21 protein-coding genes are annotated in these 24,201 nt (G+C 63.7%); 15 read left to right on the top strand and 6 right to left on the bottom strand.

The annotated features are described in order from the left end of the window. The first annotated feature begins 53 nt into the window (after nt 1-53). The 3 genes from AC0QTX_RS03410 (at nt 54) to AC0QTX_RS03420 (ending at nt 5,019) form a co-directional block, all read left to right on the top strand. On the top strand, nt 54-1,505 hold the full coding sequence (locus AC0QTX_RS03410) for a TolC family outer membrane protein (RefSeq protein ID WP_474602422.1): 1,452 nt from the start codon (nt 54-56) through the stop codon (nt 1,503-1,505). Nucleotides 1,506-1,661: 156 nt separating this feature from the next. Further along, nucleotides 1,662-2,219, top strand: coding sequence for a PopZ family protein (locus AC0QTX_RS03415; RefSeq protein ID WP_474602423.1), 558 nt, complete (start codon nt 1,662-1,664; stop codon nt 2,217-2,219). A 91-nt stretch (nt 2,220-2,310) separates the two neighbouring features. Further along, on the top strand, nt 2,311-5,019 hold the full coding sequence (locus AC0QTX_RS03420) for a valine--tRNA ligase (RefSeq protein ID WP_474602424.1): 2,709 nt from the start codon (nt 2,311-2,313) through the stop codon (nt 5,017-5,019). A 167-nt stretch (nt 5,020-5,186) separates the two neighbouring features. Here the strand turns inward: AC0QTX_RS03420 and AC0QTX_RS03425 are convergent, their stop codons facing one another. After that, nucleotides 5,187-6,533 (bottom strand): Nramp family divalent metal transporter, encoded by a 1,347-nt coding sequence (locus AC0QTX_RS03425; RefSeq protein ID WP_474602425.1) that lies wholly within the window; start codon nt 6,531-6,533, stop codon nt 5,187-5,189. A 226-nt stretch (nt 6,534-6,759) separates the two neighbouring features. Here AC0QTX_RS03425 and AC0QTX_RS03430 point away from each other — a divergent pair, with 226 nt between their 5' ends. The 6 genes from AC0QTX_RS03430 to AC0QTX_RS03455 all read left to right on the top strand — a co-directional run bounded on the left by AC0QTX_RS03430 (nt 6,760) and on the right by AC0QTX_RS03455 (nt 11,547). Further along, entirely contained in the window at nt 6,760-8,736 is a 1,977-nt protein-coding gene (locus AC0QTX_RS03430) for an acetyl/propionyl/methylcrotonyl-CoA carboxylase subunit alpha (RefSeq protein WP_474602426.1), read from the top strand. A gap of 54 nt (nt 8,737-8,790) precedes the next feature. Beyond that, nucleotides 8,791-9,228: a DUF1489 family protein gene (locus tag AC0QTX_RS03435; RefSeq protein WP_474602427.1), complete on the top strand. Its 438-nt coding sequence runs from the start codon at nt 8,791-8,793 to the stop codon at nt 9,226-9,228. Between the two features lie 27 nt (nt 9,229-9,255). Continuing rightward, a complete protein-coding gene (locus tag AC0QTX_RS03440) occupies nt 9,256-9,516 on the top strand; it encodes a hypothetical protein (protein ID WP_474602428.1) in 261 nt (86 codons plus the stop codon). A gap of 80 nt (nt 9,517-9,596) precedes the next feature. After that, nucleotides 9,597-9,953: a hypothetical protein gene (locus AC0QTX_RS03445; protein WP_474602429.1), complete on the top strand. Its 357-nt coding sequence runs from the start codon at nt 9,597-9,599 to the stop codon at nt 9,951-9,953. A gap of 93 nt (nt 9,954-10,046) precedes the next feature. Beyond that, complete coding sequence (locus tag AC0QTX_RS03450; protein WP_474602430.1) at nt 10,047-10,754, top strand: glutathione S-transferase N-terminal domain-containing protein; 708 nt, start codon at nt 10,047-10,049, stop codon at nt 10,752-10,754. A gap of 82 nt (nt 10,755-10,836) precedes the next feature. Next, a complete protein-coding gene (locus AC0QTX_RS03455) occupies nt 10,837-11,547 on the top strand; it encodes a DnaJ domain-containing protein (protein WP_474602431.1) in 711 nt (236 codons plus the stop codon). Between the two features lie 79 nt (nt 11,548-11,626). Here AC0QTX_RS03455 and AC0QTX_RS03460 read toward each other — a convergent pair whose 3' ends face one another. After that, entirely contained in the window at nt 11,627-13,216 is a 1,590-nt protein-coding gene (locus tag AC0QTX_RS03460; RefSeq protein ID WP_474602432.1) for an SPOR domain-containing protein, read from the bottom strand. Between the two features lie 271 nt (nt 13,217-13,487). Here AC0QTX_RS03460 and AC0QTX_RS03465 point away from each other — a divergent pair, with 271 nt between their 5' ends. The 4 genes from AC0QTX_RS03465 to AC0QTX_RS03480 all read left to right on the top strand — a co-directional run bounded on the left by AC0QTX_RS03465 (nt 13,488) and on the right by AC0QTX_RS03480 (nt 17,223). Beyond that, a complete protein-coding gene (locus AC0QTX_RS03465; protein ID WP_474602433.1) occupies nt 13,488-13,820 on the top strand; it encodes a phasin family protein in 333 nt (110 codons plus the stop codon). A gap of 271 nt (nt 13,821-14,091) precedes the next feature. Then, complete coding sequence (clpS, locus tag AC0QTX_RS03470) at nt 14,092-14,484, top strand: ATP-dependent Clp protease adapter ClpS (RefSeq protein WP_474602434.1); 393 nt, start codon at nt 14,092-14,094, stop codon at nt 14,482-14,484. A gap of 28 nt (nt 14,485-14,512) precedes the next feature. Continuing rightward, the gene (gene clpA, locus AC0QTX_RS03475) at nt 14,513-16,975 is read left to right on the top strand and encodes an ATP-dependent Clp protease ATP-binding subunit ClpA (protein WP_474602435.1); all 2,463 of its coding nucleotides are present in this window, start codon (nt 14,513-14,515) and stop codon (nt 16,973-16,975) included. After that, nucleotides 16,972-17,223 (top strand): hypothetical protein, encoded by a 252-nt coding sequence (locus AC0QTX_RS03480; protein WP_474602436.1) that lies wholly within the window; start codon nt 16,972-16,974, stop codon nt 17,221-17,223. The genes clpA and AC0QTX_RS03480 overlap by 4 nt, the downstream gene beginning before the upstream one ends. A 122-nt stretch (nt 17,224-17,345) precedes the next feature. Here the strand turns inward: AC0QTX_RS03480 and AC0QTX_RS03485 are convergent, their stop codons facing one another. Continuing rightward, the gene (locus AC0QTX_RS03485) at nt 17,346-19,688 is read right to left on the bottom strand and encodes an HWE histidine kinase domain-containing protein (protein ID WP_474602686.1); all 2,343 of its coding nucleotides are present in this window, start codon (nt 19,686-19,688) and stop codon (nt 17,346-17,348) included. Between the two features lie 340 nt (nt 19,689-20,028). On the opposite strand from AC0QTX_RS03485, the gene AC0QTX_RS03490 reads away from it, so the two are divergent. Beyond that, nucleotides 20,029-20,610 carry an NADPH-dependent FMN reductase gene (locus AC0QTX_RS03490; protein WP_474602437.1) on the top strand — a complete coding sequence of 194 codons (582 nt, stop codon included), beginning with the start codon at nt 20,029-20,031 and terminating at the stop codon, nt 20,608-20,610. Here the strand turns inward: AC0QTX_RS03490 and AC0QTX_RS03495 are convergent. The 3 genes from AC0QTX_RS03495 to AC0QTX_RS03505 form a co-directional block, all read right to left on the bottom strand. Beyond that, nucleotides 20,607-21,782 (bottom strand): GNAT family N-acetyltransferase, encoded by a 1,176-nt coding sequence (locus AC0QTX_RS03495; protein ID WP_474602438.1) that lies wholly within the window; start codon nt 21,780-21,782, stop codon nt 20,607-20,609. The two genes, AC0QTX_RS03490 and AC0QTX_RS03495, sit on opposite strands and share 4 nt — an antisense overlap. Nucleotides 21,783-22,009: 227 nt before the next feature. Next, the gene (locus tag AC0QTX_RS03500; RefSeq protein ID WP_474602439.1) at nt 22,010-22,762 is read right to left on the bottom strand and encodes a glycerophosphodiester phosphodiesterase family protein; all 753 of its coding nucleotides are present in this window, start codon (nt 22,760-22,762) and stop codon (nt 22,010-22,012) included. Beyond that, the gene (locus AC0QTX_RS03505) at nt 22,759-23,229 is read right to left on the bottom strand and encodes a RidA family protein (RefSeq protein ID WP_474602440.1); all 471 of its coding nucleotides are present in this window, start codon (nt 23,227-23,229) and stop codon (nt 22,759-22,761) included. The genes AC0QTX_RS03500 and AC0QTX_RS03505 overlap by 4 nt, the downstream gene beginning before the upstream one ends. 125 nt (nt 23,230-23,354) lie before the next feature. On the opposite strand from AC0QTX_RS03505, the gene AC0QTX_RS03510 reads away from it, so the two are divergent. After that, nucleotides 23,355-24,194 carry a cell envelope integrity EipB family protein gene (locus tag AC0QTX_RS03510; protein WP_474602441.1) on the top strand — a complete coding sequence of 280 codons (840 nt, stop codon included), beginning with the start codon at nt 23,355-23,357 and terminating at the stop codon, nt 24,192-24,194. Nucleotides 24,195-24,201 lie beyond the last annotated feature (7 nt).

The following is a 24,201-nucleotide window of genomic DNA, read 5'->3' on the forward strand; positions in this document are numbered from 1 at the left end:
TTCCCTTGGGTATTGTTGCGCTTTGAGTCGGAACGATTTCTAGAATGGCCTCGATGGCGGTCGACGGCTTTGAATCGGTAGGGCAGGTGCGCGTGAACGAAAAGAATTCCAAGAAGACGTATCGCTTGCTCTTTGGGGCGATGACCTCGGTGCTCGTGCTGATGGGCGCCAGCGGGGCATCGGCGGAAACCTTGGAGAGCGCCTTGGCGCGTGCCTATGGCAACAACCCCGACCTGAATGCCCAGCGGGCCGGCGTTCGGGTCCGGGATGAGGACGTCGCGCAGGCGAAGTCCGGCTACCGCCCGCGGGTCAATGCAACGGCAGATATCGGCCGGACCTTCACGGAAGCCGATACGGGCAGGCCGAGAACTCCCTTCGGCGGCGGAAGCAGCATCAGCCGTCTGACGCCCCGTGGGTTCGGCGTGGAGATTACCCAGCCCATCTTCGACGGATTTCAGACCAGCAACCGGGTTCGCGCAGCCGAATCCGGCGTGCTTGGGTCACGAGAACAGCTCAACACGACTGAGCAGAGCGTGCTGCTCGATGCCGCGACGGCCTATATGGACGTCCTGCGGGATACGGCGATCCTCGACCTGCAGCGCAACAACGTCGAAGTCATCGACGAGCAGCTGCGGCAGACGCGAGACCGCTTCAACGTCGGCGAGGTGACCCGAACCGACGTGGCCCAGGCGGAAGCCCGCATTGCAGCATCCCGGTCCGAGGCGAGCTTGGCCGAGGCCAATCTGCGCAACAGCATTGCCGTCTATCGCCAGGTCGTCGGCGTCGACCCGCAGCAGCTGGCCCCTGGACGTCCCCTTGACCGCCTGACGCCCCGCTCGATCGATGCCGCCGTGAAGATCGCCCTGAGCGAGCATCCGGCCATCAAGGCACGTCAGCATGCCGTGGATGTGGCTGAGCTGCAGGTGAAGGTTGCCCAGGGCGCTCTCGCGCCGCAAGTGGGGGTCGCAGGATCGGTCGACCAGCGCTACGACCGGCAGTCGGAGGGGGACAGCGCATTGTCGGCCTCCGTGGTCGCCCGCCTGACGGTTCCGATCTACGAGGGCGGTCAGGCTTATGCTGCCACCCGGCAGGCCAAGGAGGAGGCCGGTCAGCGTCGCCTCGAAGCCGACTCGGTGCGTGATCAGGTTCGCGCTGCCGTGCAGTCTTCCTGGGGACGTCTGGAGGCGGCCCGCGCGCAGATCCAGGCCGCACAGGCGCAGATCGATGCCGCTGAGACCGCACTCAGCGGCGTGCGCGAGGAGGCCCGCGTCGGCCAGCGCACGACCCTCGACGTGCTGAACGCCCAGCAGGAACTTCTGACGGCCCGCGTCAATCTCATCCAAGCTCAGCGCGACCGGGTGGTTGCCTCCTACAGCCTCGTCAATGCCATGGGGCGGCTCAACTCCCGCGCACTGGCCTTGAAGGTGAATCACTACAGCCCGAAGATCCATTACGATCAGGTCAAGGATCTGTGGATCGGCACATCGACGCCTGACGGACGTTGATAAGCTTCGGGGCCAGAGCTTTTTAGTTCTGGCCCCGCTTGTTTTCACGAGTGCTAAGTAAAATACTTAACGAACATTCCTCAGAATGTGATTCTTGCGTAGTTTGATTTGGATGTGGCTATGGGTTCCTCGAGCCTGAAAGTTAACGAGCCATCGATGGAAGATATTCTGGCTTCCATCCGGCGTATCATCTCCTATGACCATGAGGAGCCGCTGCCCTCCGAAGCCCAGGAGCCGATTTCCTCACCCCTGAAGAACGTTCTGGACATCGCGGAACTCCACGTATCGCCATTGATGGGCACGAGCGCCAACGAGTCGCTCCTGGGTCCCTGGAGCCGAGGAGAGGCCGCCTTCGACGATTTCCGTCCCGAATCCGAATCCGAGCGAGACGTGAAGGGGTTCAAAGAGCCGGAAGATCAAGCGCCCGCGCCGATCGTCGTGCCCGAGCCCGTCCTGAAGGCTGCTCGGACAGCGGCCAAGCATGCTCCCGAGGCAACCGATAGGCTTCTCTCGAGCGAGGCCAGTGCCTCGGTGTCCGGCGCTTTCAGCCGCTTGAGCGAGACGGTCAAGCCCGCTCAGCCTCAGACCGTCGAGGATCTGATGAAGGAGATGCTGCGGCCGATGCTTAAAACTTGGCTCGACGACAATCTTCCTTCCATGGTCGAGCGCCTGGTCCGGGCGGAAATCGAGCGCGTGACCCGCAGCCGGGGGTGAGATTGCCCTCCGTCTGTTGACTTCAGCCGGTCGGTCCGGTTTGTAGCCGTCTTGCTTGCGCGTTATTCGCGCCAACTGGCCGGTACCTATCATGATGGACAAGTCGTTCGATCCCTCCGCTGTCGAAGCACGCATTTCCACCCGCTGGGAGGAGGCCGAGGCCTTCAAGGCTGGTCGCGAGGATCGCAAGAACGCCGTACCCTATACCATCGTCATCCCGCCGCCGAACGTGACCGGCTCGCTCCACATGGGGCATGCCCTCAACAACACGATTCAGGACATTCTCTGCCGCTTCGAGCGGATGCGCGGCAAGGACGTGCTCTGGCAGCCGGGTATGGACCATGCCGGCATCGCCACCCAGATGGTCGTGGAGCGTCAGCTGGCCGAGCGCCAGATCCAGCGCCGCGACCTCGGCCGCGAGGAATTCATCAACCGCGTCTGGGAGTGGAAGGAAGAGTCCGGCGGCAAGATCAAGAGCCAGCTCCAGCGTCTCGGCGCCTCCTGCGACTGGTCGCGCGAACGCTTCACCATGGACGAGGGCCTGTCGCAGGCCGTGCTGAAGGTCTTCGTGGACCTGTACAAGCAGGGCCTGATCTACAAGGACAAGCGCCTCGTGAACTGGGACCCCAAATTCCAGACGGCGATCTCAGACCTCGAGGTCATGCAGGTCGAGGTGAAGGGCAACCTCTGGCACATCCGCTATGCCATCGAGGGTGTGCCCGACCGCTCCATCACGGTCGCCACCACCCGGCCCGAGACCATGCTCGGCGATGTGGCCGTGGCCATCCATCCGGAGGATGAGCGCTACAAGGACCTTATTGGGCAATTCGCGATCCTGCCCCTGGTGGGCCGGCGCATCCCGATCGTCGCCGACGAGTATTCGGACCCCGAGAAGGGCACCGGCGCGGTGAAGATCACGCCTGCGCATGACTTCAACGATTTCGAAGTCGGCCGCCGCCACAAGCTGCCGCTCATCAATATCTTCGGCACGGAAGCGCAGCTTGCGCTCGCCGGCAACGAAGACTTCTTCGGTGGGCTCGCTCAGACGGACGATCTCAAGGCCGTTCTCGCTCTCGATGGCCTCGACCGTGTCGAGGCGCGCAAGCGCATCGTCGCGATGCTCGAAGAGCGCGAATTCCTCGTCCAGATCGAGCCGCATGCCCATACGGTTCCGCACGGCGACCGCTCGAACGTGGTGATCGAGCCCTACCTCACGGACCAGTGGTACGTGAACGTGAAGCCGCTCGCCGACCGCGCTCTCGATGTTGTGCGCAAGGGCCAGACGAAGTTCGTACCCGAGAATTGGGAGAAGACCTATTTCCAGTGGCTCGAGAACATCGAGCCCTGGTGCGTCTCGCGCCAGCTCTGGTGGGGCCACCAGATTCCCGCCTGGTATGACGACCAGGGCAATGCCTATGTGGCCATGAGCGAAGAGGAGGCGCGCGCCGAGGCTCGCGCCAAGCACGGTCAGGACGTTGCGCTCAAGCGTGACGAGGACGTGCTCGACACGTGGTTCTCGTCCGCCCTGTGGCCGTTCTCGACTCTCGGCTGGCCTGCCGACGCGCCGGAGCTCAAGCGCTATTATCCGACCAACACGCTTGTGACAGGCTTCGACATCATCTTCTTCTGGGTCGCCCGGATGATGATGATGGGCCTGCATTTCATGGACGAAGTGCCCTTCGACACGGTCTACATCCACGCCCTCGTCCGCGACGAGAAGGGCGCCAAGATGTCGAAGTCGAAGGGCAACGTCATCGATCCGCTCGACGTTGTGGAGCAGTACGGCGCCGATGCCCTGCGCATGACCCTGGCGTCGATGGCCGCGCAGGGACGCGACATCAAGCTCTCCGTGCAGCGCGTGGAGAACTACCGCAACTTCGCGACCAAGATCTGGAACGCAGCGCGCTTTGCCGAGATGAACGAGTGCCGGCGCGTCGAGGGCTTCGATCCCAAGACCGTGACGGAGACGCTCAACAAGTGGGCGCTCAGCGAATGCGCCAAGGCGATCAGCGAGGTTTCCGCGGGCATCCAGGCGTACAAGTTCAACGAAGCAGCGGGCGCAGCCTACCGCTTCGTGTGGAACGTTTTCTGCGATTGGACGCTCGAGCTCTCCAAGCCCGTGCTGCAGGGCGCCGATTCTCCGGCGAAGATCGAAACGCGGGCCACGATCGCGTTCATCTTCGACGAGATCTGCAAGCTCCTGCACCCGTTCATGCCTTTCCTCACGGAGGAGCTGTGGGCGATCAAGGGCGAGGACGGTCCGCGGCGCGAGGCGATTCTGGCGCTGAGCGCCTGGTCCAACCTCGATCACCTCGTCGACGAGAACGCCGAGGCGGAGATCGGCTGGGTGGTGGACCTCGTCAACGAGATCCGCTCCGCCCGTTCGGAGACGAACGTGCCGGCAGGCGCGCAGATCCCCCTGCTGCTCGTGGCATCCTCCTCCGACGTGCAGGCCCGCGCCGGCCGCTGGGGCGATATCGTGAAGCGCCTTGCGCGCATCTCCGACATCTCCTTCGCCGATGCGGCTCCGAAGAGCTCGATCCAGCTCCTCATCCGCGGCGAAGTGGCGGCCCTGCCGCTGGAAGGCGTGATCGACCTCGATGCCGAGCGCGCCCGCCTCGCCAAGGAAATCCAGAAGCTGGACGTGGATGTGGCTAAGATCGACGCGAAGCTCGGAAACGCGGACTTCATCAAGCGCGCGCCGGAAGAAGTGGTGGATGAGCAGCGCGAACGCCGCGATGAGGCGCTGACCCGCAAGACGAAGATGGAAGAGGCGCTCGGGCGATTGAAGGACGCGTAACAGCCCCCTGTCATTCCGGGGCCGCGTAGCGGAGCCCGGAATCCATATCCGCAAGGGTGAACAGAAAAGGCGCTGCGATGATCGCAGCGCCTTTCTCGTCTGTGTTGTGTTTATGGATTCCGGTCTCGGCTCTGACGAGCCGCCCCGGAATGACAGTGTGGCGCCCGCTACCCCAGCACGAAATCCACCAGCAGCTTCACGTTCAGCACCACGATCACCACCGCGATGAGCCCGGCGAGGGCCGTGAGCCAGCGCGGCGTGACGAGGGCGCCCATCTTGGCCTTGGAGGCAGTCATCGTCACAAGCGGGATGATGGCGAAGGGGAGTTGGAGGCTCAGGATCACCTGGCTCAGGATCAGGAGCTTCGCCGTGCCGCTCTCGCCATAGGCGATGGTGACGGCCGCCGCAGGAATGATCGCGATGCCGCGGGTGATGAGGCGGCGCATCCAGGGCGCCATCTTGAAGTTGATGAAGCCCTCCATGACGATCTGGCCCGCCATGGTAGCCGTCACGGTGGAATTCAGGCCGCAGCACAGGAGCGAGAGGCCAAAGAGCATTGGGGCGATGGCGCTGCCGAGCAGGGGCTGCAGCAGCGTGTGGGCCTCGCCGATCTCGGCAATCTCCGTGCGGCCCGTGTGGTGGAAGGCGGCTGCCGCGAGAATGAGCAGAGAGGCGTTGATGGTGAGCGCGAACATCAGCGCGATGGTGGAATCGAGGGTTGCGAAGCGCAGCGCCTCGCGCCGCTCCTTCAAAGTATCGCCATAGGCGCGGGTCTGCACGATGCCGGAATGCAGGTAGAGGTTATGCGGCATCACTGTCGCGCCGAGGATGCCGAGCGCGAGGTAGAGCATGTCCGGGTCGGTTACGATCTGGGTCGTCGGGGCAAAACCGGTGATCACGCCGGACCAATCCGGATCGGCCATGGCGATCTGAATGCCGAAGCAGACGGCGATGACGCCGAGCAGCGTGATGATGAAGGCCTCGACCCAGCGGAAGCCGAGATTCTGCAGGTAGAGAATCAGGAACACGTCGAGCGCCGTGATGATGACGCCGATCTCCAGCGGAATGCCGAAGAGCAGATTGAGGCCGATGGCCGTGCCGATGACCTCGGCGAGATCCGTGGCGCAGATGGCAAGTTCCGCCAGCAGCCACAGCCCCCAGGCGACGGGCCTCGGGTAAGCGTCCCGGCAAGCCTGGGCGAGGTCGCGGCCGGTGGCCACCGCCAGCCGTGCGCAGAGCGACTGCAGGATGATCGCCATGATGTTGGAAATCAGCGCCACCGAAAGCAGGGCATAGCCGTATTTCGAACCGCCCGCCAGCGAGGTCGCCCAGTTGCCGGGGTCCATGTAGCCGACAGCCACCAGATAGCCCGGCCCCATGAAGGCTGCTGCCCGTCGCCAGGTCGATCCCGGCCGCACGGTGATCGAGCGGTTGACCTCCGGCAGGGAGGGCAGGTCCGAGGAGCGCCGCCATGCGGCTTTTTGCACGAGGGAGATAGGGGCCGGCTGGTCCATGGGCACTTTCTGCAGTTGCAAATTATTTGCAATAGAAGGCTAGCGTGGAACAAACGTTCGAGCAAGAGGAGAGTTGCACAAAGTTGCACCGGGAGCTGGGTCTAACCACAATGGGAAGGCCAGTCTGTTGGAGTCGGCGCCCTCATGGAGGTTCCCGCGTGACAAGTCCCTTGAGGTTTGCTCTAGGTTTCCCAAAACCCGAACGGATATCGAATAAGGGATGGACATGCTCGAGAGCGTCCTGATTGCCAATCGCGGCGAGATCGCGTGCCGCATCATCCGCACTGCCCAGCGGCTGGGAATGCGCACCATCGCGGTCTATTCGGAAGCCGATGCGGATGCGCTCTTCGTGCAGATGGCCGACGAGGCTCATCTCATCGGCCCGCCGCCCGCCCGCGAGAGCTATCTCCAGATTGATAAGATCATTGAGGTCGCCAAGCGTACGATGGCCGCCTCCATCCATCCCGGCTACGGCTTCCTGTCGGAGCGGGCCGAGTTTGCCGATGCCTGCGCCAGAAACGGCATCGTGTTCGTCGGTCCGCCGGCCTCCGCCATCAAGGCCATGGGCCTGAAGGATGCCGCCAAGGCCCTCGTGCAGCAGGCCGGGGTGCCGGTGGTGCCCGGCTACCACGGCGCCAAGCAGGATCCGGATTTCCTGCGCCAGAAGGCCTATGAGATCGGCTATCCGGTTCTCATCAAGGCGGTTGCGGGCGGTGGCGGCAAGGGCATGAGGCGGGTCGAGAAGGCGGCAGACTTCGATGCAGCGCTCGAAAGCGCTCAGCGCGAGGCCCAGAACGCCTTTGGCGACCCACGCGTGCTGGTGGAGAAATACATCCTTTCGCCGCGCCACATCGAGATCCAGGTCTTTGCCGACCAGCATGGCAACGTGGTGCATCTCTTCGAGCGCGACTGCTCGCTCCAGCGCCGCCACCAGAAGGTCATCGAGGAGGCGCCCGCTCCCGGCATGCCGCCCGAGATGCGCGACGTGATGGGCCGGGCCGCCGTCGAGGCCGCCCGGGCGGTCGGCTATGTGGGCGCCGGGACCGTCGAGTTCATCGCTGATGGCCGCGAGGGCCTGCGCCCGGATCGCTTCTATTTCATGGAGATGAACACCCGCCTGCAGGTGGAGCATCCGGTCACGGAGGCGATCACGGGGCTCGACCTCGTTGAACTGCAGTTCCGGGCTGCATCCGGCGAGACTCTGCCGTTCGCCCAAGAAGATCTCACCATCGGCGGCCATGCGGTCGAGGCGCGGCTCTACGCGGAGGATCCGGAGAAGGAGTTCCTGCCCTCCACCGGAAAGCTCTGGGCGCTGGAATTTCCGGAAGGCGAGGGGATCCGCATCGATACCGGCGTCGAGGCCGGTGCCGAGGTGACGCCCTACTATGATCCGATGATCGCCAAGGTCATTGCCCATGGCGCGACCCGCGAGGAAGCCCTGGTCAGGCTGGCGGAGGCGCTCGGGCAGACGATCGTCGCCGGCCCGAAGACCAACGCCGGCTTCCTCAAAAAGCTCTGCGAGGCTGAGGGCTTCAGGGCAGGGCAGTTCGACACGGGCTTCATCGACCGCAACCTCGATGCGCTCGGGGTCGGGCCTCAGCCGCGCGACGATGTCGCCGTATCGTTCGGTGCGGCGGCGCTCATTTCGCGGGAGATCGAGCGGCTGCGCATGGCCGAACTGCAGAAGAGCGACGAGCCATCCTCGCCATGGTCGGCGCCGGACGGCTTTCAACTGCTCGGAACCCGCAGCGTCGGCATGCCGCTTCTTGCGGATGGCGAACGGGTCGAGGCGCGGGAGGTTTTCAGCTCCGAGCATCCCGGTGCGAGCACGGTCGCGGTCGGCACTGGCGATCCCTGGGCCGACGAGGACATCGATCGGGAGATCGAGGCGCCGCACGGCTTATACATCCTGCGCCATGGACGTCAGACGCTGGTGCAGCCCTACGACCCCTTCGACGTCGATCTCGAGCACATGGACGAGGGCGGCTCGGTGAAGGCGCCCATGCACGGCAAGCTCGTGGCCGTGTTCGTGCAGCCGGGCGACCGGGTCGAGAAGGGGCAGTGGCTCGCCATCGTCGAGGCGATGAAGATGGAGCACGTGCTGGTGGCACCGTCGGATGCGGAGGTGGCGGAGATTGCCGCCGAACCTGGCGCGCAGGTGGCGGAAGGCGCGCGCCTGATCGTGCTCAAGACAGAGGAATAGCCTGCGGCGCATCGCCGGATTTCGGATCCTGCCGGCGCATGGTTGAAAGCGAACATGGCCCTTCACCTGATCAAACTCTGCGTCGGCTGCGACTCGATCACCGATCTCGAGGAATGGATCGAGGAGAACCGTGCGGTTCATCGTCGGCTCGGGCGCGACTACGAGCAGACGCATACGACCCGCATGGTGCCCAAGCGGGTGGAAGAGCTTTTGGGCGGCGGTTCGCTGTACTGGGTCATCAAAGGGCAGGTTGCAGCCCGGCAGGCGCTTCTTGATATTCGCCCCTTTACTGATGGAGAGGGCATCGGGCGCTGCCGGCTGGTGCTGGACCCGAGAGTGGTTGCCGTGGAGCCACGGCCCTACAGGCCGTTCCAGGGCTGGCGCTATCTCGTTGCCAAGGATGCTCCGCGTGATATCGATGGCCACACAGGCGATCTGGCCAAGATGCCCGAAGACATGCGTCGGGAACTGGCCGAATTGGGCCTTCTCTAACTTATGTGAATCCTTGGAGGCGCTGCAATGAGGCTCCCGTTCATCCTGTGCCTGCTTCTGATTGGCGCAGCCGGTCCGGCGCTTGCGAAAGAGTGCCGCACGCCGCACCTGCCTCCGGGCATGGAAGTCAGGCTGCCGCCTGGGTGCGAGGAGCCCCTCCCGGCAGGCCGTCCGAAGGCGGAAAGTCGGGGCAGCCATAGGGCGGAGCAAGGCTTCATCAATCTCGGCAACGGAACGCAGGTGCGGATCAGCGGCCGCGTCAGGGCGGAATACGGGGTTAGCCGTTAGACTTATTTGCTGGGGATCTTCCTGGAACCTCGCTGCCGCGATTCGCATTGGCTCAGCAGTTCAGTTGAGTGGAGGTTCCGATGCTGATGTGTGCATCCGAAGGCCGGCACTGGCGTTACGAGGTCTGTGAGCATGACGACGGGTATCTCGTCCAAATGCGCGATCTGACGACCGGGGAGCTGGATGAAGAATTCTCCACCATCTTCCGCACCCTGCCGGTGGCGTTCGCCTATGCCGAAATGTCTGCGGCCTACGAGCGCTATGCAGCCTGCGAGCTGGAGCATTCGGAGGACGAGCAGATCGAGTTCGATGTGGAAGCCACCGAGCGTCATTTCATCGATCTGAGCGACAGGCTTCACGATTCGGGCATCAACGGCATCGTCGTCCAGGCCTGGGAGCGCGAAAGCCAGCGCGGCGCGACCCGCCTCCTGCACTGAGACTTGATCGGCAGGCAGCGGCTTCGCGTTTGCAAGCCGCTGTCATCTCACTAGCATCGCTCCATCACGACTCACGTCAATAATGGAGCTTCCATGGCCGATCTGTCCGCTTTCCCCATCGCCAGCCGCTGGCCAGCCCAGAATCCCGACCGCATCCAGCTCTATTCCACGCCGACTCCGAACGGCGTGAAGGTCTCCATCATGCTGGAGGAGACCGAACTCCCCTACGAGCCGCATTACATCGATATCGGCAAGAACGAGACCTGGATCCCCGAGTATCTGGCGCTGAACCCGAACGGCAAGATCCCGGCCATCATCGATCCGAGCGGACCCGGCGGGAAGCCGCTCGCCCTGTTCGAGTCGGGCGCCATCCTCCTGTACCTCGCAGAGAAGACCGGTCAGCTTCTGCCGTCCGACCCTGCGCGCCGATATGAGACCATTCAGTGGGTGTTCTTCCAGATGGCCGCGGTCGGCCCCATGTTCGGGCAGCTCGGCTTCTTCCATAAGTTCGCCGGCCGCGAGATCGAGGACAAGCGGCCGCTGGAGCGATACCGCAACGAGTCCAAGCGCCTGCTCGGCGTGCTTGAAACCCGGCTCGAGGGTCGCGACTGGATCATGGGCGAGGACTACACCATCGCCGACATCTCCCTGCTGGGATGGGTGCGCAACCTGATCGGCTTCTACGGCGCAGGGGAACTGGTGGAGTTCGACAGCCTCAAGCGGGTGCCGATGTGGCTGGAGCGGGGCCTTGCCCGTCCGGCGGTTCAGCGCGGCCTCACCATTCCGACGCGTCCGGACTGAGCCTGCGGCCGCCGCATTCTTCCAGGCGGCGATTTACATCCGTCCCATCCCGGCCCACATGTTGGGATGGGAACCTAAAACCATGATGCTACTTTTCGGAATCACCGCGGTCGCCCTTCTTTGGTGGCTGGGCAAGACCTACACGCGCACGGACCCAAAGGCGTTGGCCAAAGCCGTCAGGACCATAGGCGGCGTCGCCGCGCTGGGTGCGGCCGTGTGGGTGGGCGTCAAAGGCCAGCCCGGCCTTGCGATCCTCATCGGCGGGCTCGGCGCCTGGGCGCTGGGATGGAATTTTCTCAACATTCCCGGACCGTGGAGCCGCCTCCAGCCGCTACCGGGTCGCTTCTCCCGGATCCGTTCGGCCATGATCGAAATGGAGATCGACCATGGGAACGGCGCCATCGAGGGCAGTATCCTGGTCGGAGCCTTCGCAGGGAGGCGCCTCTCCAGTCTCGATCCGCAGAGCCTGCGCCGCCTCTACGATGAATGCAGTGCCCACGACCCGCAGGGAGTCCCCCTGCTAGAGGCGTATCTTGATCGCCGGTTTGCCGGCTGGCGTGAAAACGCTCAGGGAGATCGTGACACGCGGACGCGCACTCATGCGCAGTCGGGCGTAATGACGAAAGAAGAAGCCTATCAGATCCTGGGGCTTCAGCCGGGCGCGGGCCTCGAGGAGATCCGAAAGGCGCATCGGACCTTGATGAAGAGGCTCCACCCCGACCATGGAGGCACGGCGTATCTTGCGGCTCGTGTGAACGAGGCGCGAGAAGTCCTGCTGGGCCGACATCGCTGATACTCCACGCGCGATCCGGTTGTGTTCCGACCGAGACGGTGCAAGCACACGCACCGTCTCGAGGTTCTTCAATGCAGTCTCAACCGCGGGAGGCGAAGCAGTTCACGCCGCTCTTCTTGAGCTGCTTGCAGGCCTTCGCAGCATCATCCGATTCCGAGAAGCCGGAGAAGCGGGCGCGGTAGAGGGTGCTGCCGTCGACGCTCACCTTCTCGGTGAACGGGGAGGCCTTGCCGAGCAGCTTGCCGAAGCGGCTGCGGGCTGAGTCGAGCATCTCCTTGGCCTTGGTCTCGTCATCCGTCGCGCCGAGCTGGATCACCCAGCCGGACACTGCCGGTCGCTCGACCTTCTTCGGCTCGGGGGCTTCGACCTTGAGCGAGGCGGTCTTGGTCGCGAGGGGAGCAGACGCGGCAGGAGCCGTCTCGACGGGCTTGGCCTCGATCTTGGCCACGAGAGCAGCCTTCTGCGCCGGCGGGATCTGGGCCGGGGCGGCCTGGGGCGGCAGCGCCGCATAGGCCTGGGCGTTCAGCGGCAGCGGCTCCTGCCCCTTCTGCCAGCGCACCGAGGAGGTGGAGGAAGGGGTTGTGGTGGAGCTCGCGCCGGTTGCGGAGGCCACGACCGGGCGCAGGGTGTTCAGGTCGAGCGGCTTGCGCTGCGGGGCAGGTTGAGGCGTCGTGGCCTGGGCCATCGGAGCCTCCGGGGTGGCGGAGGCGAGCCTGACCGGAGCCTGGACGGGAGCCGGCTCGACCGGACGCGGAGCCGGAGCTTCGGCCACCATGGCGGGCTGAGCGGAGCCTTCGACCACCGGAGGGACAATGCGGGCGCCGGCATAGGCGCGGGGCAGATGATTGTCGATCAGGCCGGCCATCTTCTGGTCGCGGGAGGCGCCGGAGCGGCCGCCGAGCACCACGGCGACGATGCTGCGGCTGTCGGTGTTGACCGAGGTCAGCAGGTTGAATCCGGACAGGCGTGTATAGCCGGTCTTGATCCCGTCCACACCCTCGACCTTGCCCAGGAGCCGGTTATGGCCGCGGATCGTGCGCTTGCCGTATTGGAAGGAGCGCGTCTCGAAATAGGCGAAATACCTCGGGAAGCGATCCTGAATGGCCCGGCCGAGAACCGACAGGTCTCGCGCGGTGGTGATGTTCGGCGGATCGTGCGGCAGGCCATGCGGGTTGTAGAAGGCGGTGGAGCTCATGCCGAGTTCCCGCGCCTTGCGGGTCATCATCTGGGCAAAGGCCTCTTCAGACCCGGCGATGTTCTCGGCCACCACGACGGACACGTCATTGGCCGACAGAGTGACCATCGCCTTGATGGCATCGTCCACCTCGATGGTCGAGCCGGGGCGCAGGCCGAGCTTGGTCGGCGGCTGGCTGGCGGCATAGGACGAGACCGTCAGCGGGGTGCTCAGGCTCATGCGGCCCCGCTCGAGCTGTTCGAACAGCAGGTAAAGGCTCATGACCTTCGTGATGGAGGCGGGGATGCGGGGCGCGTCGATGTTCTCGCCCTGCAGGATCTTGCCCGTCTTCGCATCGACCACGATGGACGCCGCGGGAGGGCTGTAGCCCCCGCCGGCGGGGGCCTTGCGGCGTGCCGCCTCAGCCGGGGAAGTAACGGTGATGGCAAATGACGCAACGATACCTACGAGAGCCCATGCCTTTCGGTGTCCCATCCAAACCGAACTCATGCTGAAAAATCCCTGTTTCGTCTGGTTTTTAGGCCCTTGCGCCTGGCTCTCTAAAAGGAACCGTTGCCGGCGCAACACATGCTCTGACGGTAAGAGGTTGCGGTTACGGGGGCGTTAACAGGGATGATTCTCTTGGACGGCTTATTGTGCACTGCACAATAAAACTTGACAAACTTTTGTGCGCTGCACATACAGGACTCCGTCAGCTACTCAGCAGTGCCGACCATCATTAAACGACTTATTGTCGAGGTTCACAATGCTTCAGCCGTTCACCCAGATTCAGAAGCTCGGCCAGGACAACCTGGACGCCACCATGAAGGCGCTCGGCGCTTTCTCCAGCAATTCCCAGGCGATCGCTACCGAGGCGGCCGAGTTCGCTCGCAAGTCCTTCGAGCACACCTCCTCCACGGTCGAGAAGCTGCTCGGCGTCCAGACCCTGGACAAGGCGGTCGAGATCCAGACGGCCTATGTGAAGGGCGCCTATGACAGCCTGGTCAACCAGTCGACCAGGATGGGCTCGCTCTACTCGAATCTGGCCTCCGAGACGCTGAAGCCCTACGAGGGCCTCCTCTCCAAGACCGCTGCCTAAGGCAGCTCAGTCTCATATCCTTTAGGATGAAGCGCCCGGCCTCGTGCCGGGCGCTTTGCATTGGGGGCTCGAAACTGGAAGCTTGGCCGCCGCTAAACCCCGGTCGCGAAGGCGTGACCAACATGTCGCTCTTTTCATCCATGCTGCGACCACCCATCTGGTTGATCTGGCGGACTGAATGGAGCGACTATAGATTTGGCTTATGGTGTGGCTCGGACCGGGATGTGGGCCATAGCTGAGCCGAGAAGAGAAGAGGGGCGGTCGTCCGACGATGCTGCGGTTAGCTTACGGTACTTTGATTCTGTCGGGGCAGTCTCCGATTTCGGCTGCCGGCGGGTCACAGCCTCCTGGAGGCGATGATGGCGGTCGCTCCAACACGGCCATCATCACGAAAACCAAGCCGCGCACGAAACGGCCGAACCTTTACCGCGTTCTCCTCTTGAACGATGATTACACCCCGATGGAGTTCGTGGTGCATGTGCTGGAGCGTTTCTTCAACAAGAACCGGGAAGATGCGACCCGGATCATGCTGCACGTACATCAGAACGGCGTCGGGGAATGTGGAGTTTTTACCTACGAAGTTGCCGAGACCAAGGTGACCCAGGTGATGGATTTCGCCCGGAAGCACCAGCATCCTCTGCAGTGTGTAATGGAAAAGAATTAGCCGAGCCCCGCTCATAAAGGACAAGCCGTTGCCGAGCTTTTCTCGCAGTCTTGAACAAGCCCTTCACCGAGCCCTCGCTCTTGCTGGCGAGCGCCGCCACGAATACGCAACCCTCGAACACCTTCTCCTGGCTCTGATCGACGACCAGGATGCGGCTGCCGTCATGCGGGCCTGCAATGTCGATCTCGAAGTACTCCGCCGCAACCTGGTGGACTACGTCGACAGCGAACTCGCCAACCTCGTGGCAGACGGGCGCCAGGATTCCAAGCCGACGGCCGGCTTCCAGCGCGTGATCCAGCGGGCGGTGATCCATGTCCAATCCTCGGGGCGCGATGAAGTGACGGGGGCCAACGTGCTGGTCGCCATCTTCGCCGAGCGGGAGAGCCATGCGGCCTACTTCCTGCAGGAGCAGGACATGACCCGCTACGACGCGGTCAACTACATCAGCCACGGCATCGCCAAGCGCCCGGGCCTTACCGAGAGTCGTTCGCCGCGCGGTTCCGAGGAAGAGTCGTCGAATGAGCGTCCCACCCAGGACGAGGGCGATGCGAGAGCCAAGAAAAAGGGCGATGCGCTCGACGCTTACTGCGTGAATCTCAACAAGAAGGCGAAGGAAGGTCGGATCGATCCGCTCATCGGCCGCGAGTCGGAAGTCCAGCGCACCATTCAGGTTCTGTGCCGCCGCCAGAAGAACAACCCGCTCCTCGTCGGCGATCCCGGCGTCGGCAAGACCGCCATCGCGGAAGGCCTTGCCCGCAAGATCGTCCAGGGCCAGGTGCCGGAGGTTCTGAAGGGCGCGACCGTCTTCTCCCTCGACATGGGCACGCTCCTCGCCGGCACCCGCTATCGCGGCGACTTCGAAGAGCGCCTGAAGCAGGTGATGAAGGAGATCGAGGCGCATCCGAACGCCATCATGTTCATCGACGAGATCCATACGGTGATCGGCGCCGGCGCCACCTCCGGCGGCGCGATGGATGCCTCCAACCTCCTGAAGCCTGCACTTGCCCAGGGCTCCTTACGCTGCATCGGCTCGACCACCTACAAGGAATACCGCCAGTATTTCGAGAAGGATCGGGCCCTCGTGCGCCGCTTCCAGAAGATCGACGTGAACGAGCCGTCCGTGCCGGATGCCATCGAGATCGTGAAGGGCCTGAAGCCCTATTTCGAGGACTTCCACAAGCTCAAGTACACCAACGACGCCGTGAAGGCGGCGGTGGAGCTGTCGGCCCGCTACATCAATGACCGGAAGCTGCCGGACAAGGCGATCGACGTGATCGACGAGACCGGCGCGTCGCAGATGCTCCTGCCCGAGGGTCGCCGCAAGAAGACCATCGGCATCAAGGAGATCGAGGCCACCATCGCCACCATGGCCCGGATCCCGCCCAAGACCGTATCCAAGGACGATGCGGAGGTGCTCGCGCACCTGCAGGACACCCTCAAGCGGGTGGTCTACGGGCAGGATAAGGCCATCGAGGCGCTCTCCTCGGCCATCAAGCTGGCCCGCGCCGGGCTGCGCGACGCGGAAAAGCCCATCGGGTCCTATCTCTTCGCCGGCCCCACGGGCGTCGGCAAGACCGAGGTGGCCAAGCAACTCGCCACGTCGCTCGGCGTCGAGCTCCTGCGCTTCGACATGTCGGAGTACATGGAGCGGCATACGGTCAGCCGCCTGATCGGCGCGCCTCCCGGCTATGTGGGCTTCGACCAGGGCGGTCTCCTGACCGACGGCATCGACCAGCATCCGCACTGCGTGCTCCTGCTCGACGAGATCGAGAAGGCGCATCCGGATCTGTTCAACATCCTGCTCCAGGTCATGGACCACGGGAAGCTGACGGATCACAACGGCAAGCAGGTCGATTTCCGCAACGTGATCATCATCATGACCACGAATGCGGGCGCCGCCGACATGGCCCGTCCGGCCTACGGCTTCACCCGCACCAAGCGGGAGGGCGACGACACCGAGGCCGTGAACAAGCTGTTCACGCCGGAATTCCGCAACCGTCTCGATGCGATCATCTCCTTCGGTCACCTGCCCAAGGAAGTGGTCCAGAAGGTCGTCGACAAGTTCGTCATGCAGCTGGATGCCCAGCTCGCCGACCGCAATGTGTCGATCGAGCTCACCGACGAGGCCCGGGACTGGCTGGTCGAGCACGGCTATGACGAGGCCATGGGCGCCCGCCCCATGGGCCGTCTGATCCAGACGACCATCAAGACGCCGCTTGCCGACGAGGTTCTCTTCGGACGCCTCAAGGACGGTGGAGCGGTCAAGGTCGTGGTCAAGACCGACGAGATCGGCCTGCAGAGCCTCGGCTTCGAATATGTGGAAGGCCCGGTGAAGCCGAAGCCCGAGAAGGTCGTGACGAACGCCAAGAAGAAGCCCAAGGCGAAGTCCGCGTCCACGAGGACCAAAAAGTCGGTGAAGCCGAAGGGGTCTGATGGTAATGGTGGCGGCGGTGTCCGCACCGTTCCAAAGGTACCGTTGGTTAGAGCATGACGACTGACATCCACGAGGGGCCGCTTCAGGCCTCCCGCACCATTGATGCTCCGGCGAAGGCTTCGTGGCGTGAGAAGCGCTACCAGCGGCGGCGTCGGCGCGTCTGGCTCGAGGAGATCCTCGGCTGGATCCTCGTGCCTGTGATCATCCTCGGCTGCTACTGGTTCCTGGAAGTGGGTCTGAGCGCTCTCGGCACCTCGCCGGCGGCGATCATGGAAGGCATTGAAGCGATCATCGCCACCCTCTAGGGGGCATTCCCAGCCCGAGTTCATGCAGAGCCGTACCGGATCGCTATCCGGTACGGCTTTTATTTTGCCCTGTTCGCATCGTGCGGACCCTCGAATGCAAAACCGCCTCCGGGTCCGGGGCTCTAGGCAATCGGAGCATCGACGGTGCAGACGATCCCCGTCGAGGCGAAGTCGATCGTTGCTTTCCCGTGGAGATCCTGAGCGAGGCTGCGCTCGACGAGGCGGGTGCCGAACCCTCTGCGTTGCGGGACCTTCACCGCCGGCCCGTTCGTCTCGCACCAGGTCAGATGCAGGCGCCTTTCCGAGACCTCGTTCACCGACCAGGCAATCCGCACTTCGCCGCTATCGTTGGCTAGGGCGCCGTACTTCACCGCGTTCGTGGCGAGTTCCTGGAGGGCCATGGCGATCGCCAGCGCCATTCGGGGCGACAGGCGAACGTCCGGCCCTTCCATATGGATGCGTCTCTCCCGCTCGTGGCGGTAGGGCGCCATGGCTTCACGGACGATCTCGAGGAGGCCCGCGCCTTCCCAGTTCTCCCGCGTGAGCACGTCGTGGGCACGGGAGAGGGCGAGCAGGCGCGCCTCCATGGCCGAGCGGGCCTCCCCCATGGTGTCGGCGTTGCGGAGGGTCTGGGAGGCGATGGACTGGACGGTCGCCAGGGTGTTCTTCACCCGATGATTGAGCTCGTGGATCAGGAGCTGCTGGTGCTCCTCCCACCGCTTGCGTTCGGTGATGTCCATAACGACGCCGCGGGACCTGATGATGCGGTTCTTCTCGTCCCGCACATACTCACCGCGCCCGTCAACCCATCGGATCGTACCGCCGGGCATCATCAGACGAAGCGTCCATTGGAAACTGCGGAAGCCGGTGTCCTCCTGCTCCCTGTCACGTTTGCTGAGGATCTGCGCGACGTCCTCGGGGTGGTAGCGGTCGCGGATATCCGCAAGAGTCAGCACGTGATCGGGAGGGTATCCGTAAAGCTCGCTGAGCCGAGGCGAGGGGTTCATCCTTCCTTCGATGTGGTCGAAGTCGAAGATGGCGAGCGAGCCGGCTTCGAGGGCGGCCATCAGCTCCGCCTCCCTCTCGATCAGGGCCTGCTCGGCTTCCTTGCGGTCGGTGATGTCCAGGAGTACGCCGATCGTTCTGGTCGGAAACTCATTGGGACCGAGCAGCATCTCGGCGCGCATGAGGAGCCAGCGCAGCGATCCGTCGACTCTGTAGAATCGATATTCGACCTCGAAGAACCGCTCTCCCTTCTTGAGAGCATCCATGGCGGCGGCACTCAGCCGCTCCCGGTCGCCGGGATAGTACCGCGTGCGAAGGTCGGCGACATCCAGCTCCGCATCCGCCGGATACCCGAGCATGCGGTTGAGCTCGGGGCTCGCCGTGATGCGGTCCGTTGCCGTTTCATGCTCCCAGACGGCCATGCGGCCTGCGTCGACGGCCAGCCGCAGGCGATCCTCGCTCGCCCGAAGGGCGGTCTCCGCGCGAGCCCGCTCAAGCGCATCCCAGATGCGTTCCGCAACGTCCTCAACGAGTTTGACTTCGCTGCCGGTCCAGAACCGTGGCGACCGGTTGTGAACGTAGATCGCCGCGACCATCCGGCCTCGTTTGATCAGGCTGACTGTCACAACGGACGAGAATTCCAGATAGGCGAAGGCGGCAAGGTGTTCCGGCGAGTTGGTGCGCGGGTCCTCGGCGGCATTGTGGACGACCAGGGTATCGCCGCGCCGGAGCGCGTCGTGAATCTCAGGACCGAACGCTGCAAGATCATGGGTCCCGGTCTGGGGCGCCACCATGCCGTCCGTCCAGTTGCGTTCGGTGGTGAAGAAGCGAGCCGTTTCCTCGACCTCGCCGAATCCGACACGACTGACCCCGAGATGCTCCCCCAGCATCTGCTGGGCAGCGACGATGACTTCCCTCGGTTCATTCAGGCCGCGCAAACGGTCGCTCAGGCGAACGAGGAACTCGAGCCGCTGCTCGCTCAGCACCTTCGAGGTGGTCTCGTGTACGACGCAGAGAACGCCCGCAACATCGCCGCTCTCGTCATGAATGGGGCTGTAGGAGAAGGTCCACCTGGTCTGCTCCGGATACCCTTTCCGCTCGATGGTGATGGGCAGATCCTCGAAGAAGCTGGCCTCGCCGGCGAGAGCCTGCTCCGCGATCGGCCCCATCACGTCCCAGGCCTCCGACCAGATCTCCCGAAACGGACGGCCGAGGGCCTCCGGCTTCGCGCCGAGCATGGGTCTGTAGGCATCGTTGTAAAAGGCGGTCAGTTCCGGTCCCCAGACCAGGAAGGTTGGAAACTTCGAATGGAGCAGCATGCTCACGGCTGTGCGCAGGGAGTGCGGCCATGTCTCGATGGCGCCGATTGCAGTCGCAGACCAGTCGAAACGGCGGACGCGCTCGCCCATGGCGCCGCCATTGGCAAGGAAGTCCGGCAGAAGCGCGAGACGGTGCTGCATCACGGGAGCTTCCAGCAGGGCGGGCTTGATGTCATTGATGACCTAGGAACCTGAAACGGTGAAAAATCGTCCCTGTCGGGCTGCATCGGGGATCGGGAGCAGACAACTCCATGAAACTTCGACGGGATGGAAGATGGGTTCGAGGCCGCACTGCACATATGAACCATTATTCCGGGATTTCCAGGACCCCGACAAAGACTTGTCGGCGCCTTGGGGCCAAGGACGGCACCCCGCAACCAGTCCGATGGTTTGACCTCGACTCGGGCAGCTTCTAGCCTGGATGTGCTTTCGATCCCGCAACGGTATGTTCTCGACGGGCTCGGATGATCACGAGGTCCCCATGACGAGACTGATCGGCCTTTCGGGAAGCCTGCGGCAGGCCTCGTACAACACCGCGCTTCTTCGCAGCGCCGCTGGCCTGATGCCGGAGGGTTGCGAACTTGTGGTTGAGGCCATCCGGGGCATTCCGCTCTACGACGGCGACCTGGAGGCAGCCCAGGGAATCCCGGAGAAGGTTGCAGCACTAAAGGAAGCCATCGCCGCTGCGGATGGCCTGCTCCTCGTGACCCCGGAATACAACAACTCGATTCCCGGTGTGTTCAAGAACGCCATTGACTGGCTCTCCCGCCCCGACGCGGACATCAAGCGCGTTTTCGGGAACAAGCCTGTAGCCGTGATCGGCGCTTCGCCCGGCGGCTTCGGCACCATTCTGTCCCAGAATGCCTGGCTTCCTGTCCTACGCACGCTGAAAGCCGATTTCTGGTCCAGCGGCCGGCTGATGGTCTCGCGAGCCGGAACGGTCTTCAATCAGGATGGCACGCTCACAGACCAGAAGATCGAGGACCAGCTTCGGAAATTTCTCGAAGGCTTCGTCGCCTTCGCGCGTGCTGCGCGGCAAGGTGCGCCTGCTGCCGGCAGCTAATCCTCTTCCCGATGCTTGAACGGGGTGGCCTCCTCCAACTCCTCGGCGGCTTCCGACACGTAGAGGCGCTCCTGATCGAGATAGGCTTCAATGGCGCGACGCAGTCCTGGATCGGCGATATCATGCGCCGATGAGGTGAGAACGGGCCGGTAGCCCCGCGCCAGCTTGTGCTCGCCCTGGGCTCCTGCCTCGACCCGGTCGAGGCCGCGTGCGATGGCGAACGCGATGGCCTGGTAATAGCAGACCTCGAAATGCAGGAACGGATGATCCTCGATGCAGCCCCAGTTGCGCCCATAGAGGCGCTTGTCGCCAATGAAGTTGATGGCGCCTGCGATGTATCGGCCGTTGCGCTTCGCCATGACGAGCAGCACCCGGTTCGACATCCGCTCTCCGATCAGAGAAAAGAAGGAGCGGTTGAGGTAGGGACGGCCCCATTTGCGGGAGCCGGTATCCATGTAGAAGGCGAAGAAGGCGTCCCAATGCGCCTCGGTGATGTCCTTGCCCGTCACCCACTCGATGCTGATGCCAGGGCTAAGAGCGTCGCGCCGCTCGCGACGGATCGCCTTGCGCTTGCGCGAGGCGAGCGCCGCCAGAAAGTCGTCGAAGCTGCCATAGCCTTCGTTGAACCAGTGGAACTGCTGGTCGTCCCGGCGCAGGAAGCTTTCAGAGGTGAGGGCGTCGAGATCGTCCTGCTGCAGGAATGTCGCATGGATCGACGAGGCGCCGGTCTGATCCCGCAGCGCCCGGAGGCCGGCCATGAGATAGGAGCGGGTCTCCGCCGCCCGGGGGCTGTTCTGCACGAGGAGGCGGGGTCCAGTGACGGGCGTGAACGGCACCGCCACCTGGAGCTTGGGATAGTACCGCCCTCCGGCCCGCGTATAGGCATCCGCCCATGAATGGTCGAACACGTATTCGCCCTGAGAGTGGGATTTGAGATAGCAGGGCGCGGCGCCCAGCATCCTCTCGGCTTCGTCTTCGACAAGGACGTGCAGGGGCGCCCAGCCGGCCTTTGCGCCGACACAGCCGGAATCCTCAAGCGCCGAGAGAAAGGCGTGGGACACGAAGGGATTGAACGGATCGTCGTCGCCTGATCCCGTGCCGAGGGCACAGGCATCCCACTGGTCGGCAGGAACCGCCTTCAGGCCCTGGGCAATTTTGACTTGAACGCTCACTGGGTGGAGGGACCCCGCCGTTAGGGATTAAGAGCTAATCACTCGGCGGGATCCTTGCAACATCAGTCTGTGGTAGCTCTCCCCTTTGTCATCCCGGGGCTGCGGAGCAGAGCCCGGGGTCCATAACCGCTGACGGAGCAGAAAGAAGCGCGGTGAATGCCGCTGCGTTCCTCTCGTGAATGTCGCGGTTATGGATCCCGCCTGCGCGGGCATGACAAGAGGATGGATCAGGGCAGGAAGCCCTCGAACACCATCTGGTCCGCGTGCTTCTCGGCATGAGCGCGTTCCTCAGGCGTCCGCACGGTCCAGGTCATGACCGGCAGGTTTCCGAGGAGCCTGCTGAGATGGGTCGAGGCGCAGGGGATGTCCTTGACGCGCCATGACAGGAAATGCGGCTGCGACTCGCCGAAATGGAGCAGGTTCGCCATCCGGTGCTTCTTCTCAGGCGTCAGGAAGCTGTCGGCTTTCGACGCATATTCCAACTCGCCGATGAAGCCGCGCGTGATGTGCGGCGCATGCTCGCGCAGGTGGGTCACGATGTCCGGATCGAAGGATTTGATGACGAACGGGCCGCTGTAATCCGCCATGATTTCGATCACGCGCTTCGTCAGCCGCATGTCGCCGTTGAACTTGCTCTTGATCTCGACGACCAGCGGCGTGCGCCCGGCAATGGTGCCGAGATAATCCTTGAATGAGGGAATTTTGTCTCCGCCGATCGTGCCCGCGACGTCGATCCGGGTCAGATCGGAGAGCTTGCGCTCGGCGACAAGACCCGTTTCGCCCGTGAGGCGGTCGAGCTCGAAATCGTGAAAGACGATGGCTTCGTTGTCGGCGGTCAGCTGAACGTCGAGCTCGATGGGGAAGCCATGCGCGATGGCGGCTTCCGCGGCCGAGACCGTGTTTTCGATGACGCCTTCGGCTTTGTTGTGAAGGCCGCGATGGGCGATAGGCTTCGCGACGAGCCAGCCGGGAATACTCATTGGACTTCGAACATCCCTTCGACCTCGACGCAGGCATCGAGCGGCAGTTCCGCCACGCCGACGGTGGAGCGGGCATGGCGGCCGGCATCGCCCAGCACCTCGACCATCAGGTCCGAGGCGCCGTTCATGACGGGAGCGAGCGCGGCAAATGTCGGCACCGCGTTGATGAAGCCGCCGAGGCGGACGCAACGCGTGACCTTGTCGAGATCGCCCACGGCAGCCTTCAGCTGGGCGAGAAGATTGATGGCACACAGGCGTGCAGCCTCCTGGCCGACCTCAGGCGAGACCTCCGCGCCGACCTTGCCCTTGTGAGCATCGGCCATCTTGCCGTCGAGCCCAAGGCAGAGCTGCCCGGAGATGATGACGAGGTTGCCGGTTCGGACAAACGGCACGTAATTCGCAACCGGTGCCGCCGGGGTCGGCAGGGTGATCCCCAGTTCCTGAAGTTTCTTGTCGACTGCGCTCATGGAAGCCTCGATGTGTGACATCATCCGGACGGAGTAGTGGCGGATGAGCCGGAAGGACGCAAGCGGGAACATTGCCCTGTCCGCAAGAGGAGCCTATCTTGGCTCCCGTTGCGTCGGGAGAAGATATGCGTTTGTTCGTTGTGGCCTCCGGCCTGTCCATCGCCTCGCTGATGCCCGCACTCGCGGAGACGGGCAAGGCCCCGGTTCAACTCGCGCCCCATCGGGCCGTCTACGATCTCTCGCTCCTGCGGGCCGGCGGCTCCAACGGTGTCGAGAGCGCGAGAGGGCGCATCGCCATGGAATTCGGCGGCGATGCCTGCGATGGCTACACCCTGAAGTACCGTCAGGTGACGATCCTCAACAGCAGTGAGTCCGGCGCCAACACCATGGACGTCCAGACCGCCACCTATGAGGCTGGCGACGGCCGCTCCATGCACTTCAAGTCCACGTCGTTCCGGCAGGGCATGATCAAGGACAGCGAGGTTGACGGCGACGCCAAGATCACCCCGGAAGGCACGCTCAACGTCGATCTGAAGCAGCCGAAGAAGGCCGCGTTCGGCTCTGCCGGCGAGACGGTGTTTCCGACCGAGCACCTCAAGCGCCTCATCGAGGCCGGACGCCGGGGCGATACGACCCTGTCGATCAGGGTCTATGACGGCTCCAACAAGGGCGACAAGGTCTACGACACCCTCGGGTTGATCGGCCGCAAGATCGAGCCGGGCGCCGCCCTCGCATCCCTGGAGGAGGCTGTTCGGAAGGACGATCTCGCCTCCCTGGCGCGCTGGCCGATCACCATCAGCTATTTCGAGGAAGGCAAGGGCGACCGCACTCCGGTCTACAGGATCTCATTCGAGCTCTTCGAGAACGGCATCAGCCGGGACCTCAAGCTCGATTACGGCGATTTCGCCCTCAAGGGCGAGCTGAAAAGCCTCGATGTTCAGAAGCCTGGTCCCTGCCAGCGCTAGAATATCG

This window comes from Microvirga sp. jy35 (genome assembly GCF_056148915.1).

What these genes read in the sequence shown, in the direction of transcription:
- AC0QTX_RS03410 (WP_474602422.1), top strand. Translation starts at nt 54, where the DNA reads ATGGCGGTCGACGGCTTTGAATCGGTAGGGCAGGTGCGCGTGAACGAA.
- AC0QTX_RS03415 (WP_474602423.1), top strand. Translation starts at nt 1,662, where the DNA reads ATGGAAGATATTCTGGCTTCCATCCGGCGTATCATCTCCTATGACCAT.
- AC0QTX_RS03420 (WP_474602424.1), top strand. Translation starts at nt 2,311, where the DNA reads ATGATGGACAAGTCGTTCGATCCCTCCGCTGTCGAAGCACGCATTTCC.
- AC0QTX_RS03425 (WP_474602425.1), bottom strand. Translation starts at nt 6,533, where the DNA reads ATGGACCAGCCGGCCCCTATCTCCCTCGTGCAAAAAGCCGCATGGCGG.
- AC0QTX_RS03430 (WP_474602426.1), top strand. Translation starts at nt 6,760, where the DNA reads ATGCTCGAGAGCGTCCTGATTGCCAATCGCGGCGAGATCGCGTGCCGC.
- AC0QTX_RS03435 (WP_474602427.1), top strand. Translation starts at nt 8,791, where the DNA reads ATGGCCCTTCACCTGATCAAACTCTGCGTCGGCTGCGACTCGATCACC.
- AC0QTX_RS03440 (WP_474602428.1), top strand. Translation starts at nt 9,256, where the DNA reads ATGAGGCTCCCGTTCATCCTGTGCCTGCTTCTGATTGGCGCAGCCGGT.
- AC0QTX_RS03445 (WP_474602429.1), top strand. Translation starts at nt 9,597, where the DNA reads ATGCTGATGTGTGCATCCGAAGGCCGGCACTGGCGTTACGAGGTCTGT.
- AC0QTX_RS03450 (WP_474602430.1), top strand. Translation starts at nt 10,047, where the DNA reads ATGGCCGATCTGTCCGCTTTCCCCATCGCCAGCCGCTGGCCAGCCCAG.
- AC0QTX_RS03455 (WP_474602431.1), top strand. Translation starts at nt 10,837, where the DNA reads ATGATGCTACTTTTCGGAATCACCGCGGTCGCCCTTCTTTGGTGGCTG.
- AC0QTX_RS03460 (WP_474602432.1), bottom strand. Translation starts at nt 13,216, where the DNA reads ATGGGACACCGAAAGGCATGGGCTCTCGTAGGTATCGTTGCGTCATTT.
- AC0QTX_RS03465 (WP_474602433.1), top strand. Translation starts at nt 13,488, where the DNA reads ATGCTTCAGCCGTTCACCCAGATTCAGAAGCTCGGCCAGGACAACCTG.
- clpS (WP_474602434.1), top strand. Translation starts at nt 14,092, where the DNA reads ATGCTGCGGTTAGCTTACGGTACTTTGATTCTGTCGGGGCAGTCTCCG.
- AC0QTX_RS03480 (WP_474602436.1), top strand. Translation starts at nt 16,972, where the DNA reads ATGACGACTGACATCCACGAGGGGCCGCTTCAGGCCTCCCGCACCATT.
- AC0QTX_RS03485 (WP_474602686.1), bottom strand. Translation starts at nt 19,688, where the DNA reads ATGCAGCACCGTCTCGCGCTTCTGCCGGACTTCCTTGCCAATGGCGGC.
- AC0QTX_RS03490 (WP_474602437.1), top strand. Translation starts at nt 20,029, where the DNA reads ATGACGAGACTGATCGGCCTTTCGGGAAGCCTGCGGCAGGCCTCGTAC.
- AC0QTX_RS03500 (WP_474602439.1), bottom strand. Translation starts at nt 22,762, where the DNA reads ATGAGTATTCCCGGCTGGCTCGTCGCGAAGCCTATCGCCCATCGCGGC.
- AC0QTX_RS03505 (WP_474602440.1), bottom strand. Translation starts at nt 23,229, where the DNA reads ATGAGCGCAGTCGACAAGAAACTTCAGGAACTGGGGATCACCCTGCCG.
- AC0QTX_RS03510 (WP_474602441.1), top strand. Translation starts at nt 23,355, where the DNA reads ATGCGTTTGTTCGTTGTGGCCTCCGGCCTGTCCATCGCCTCGCTGATG.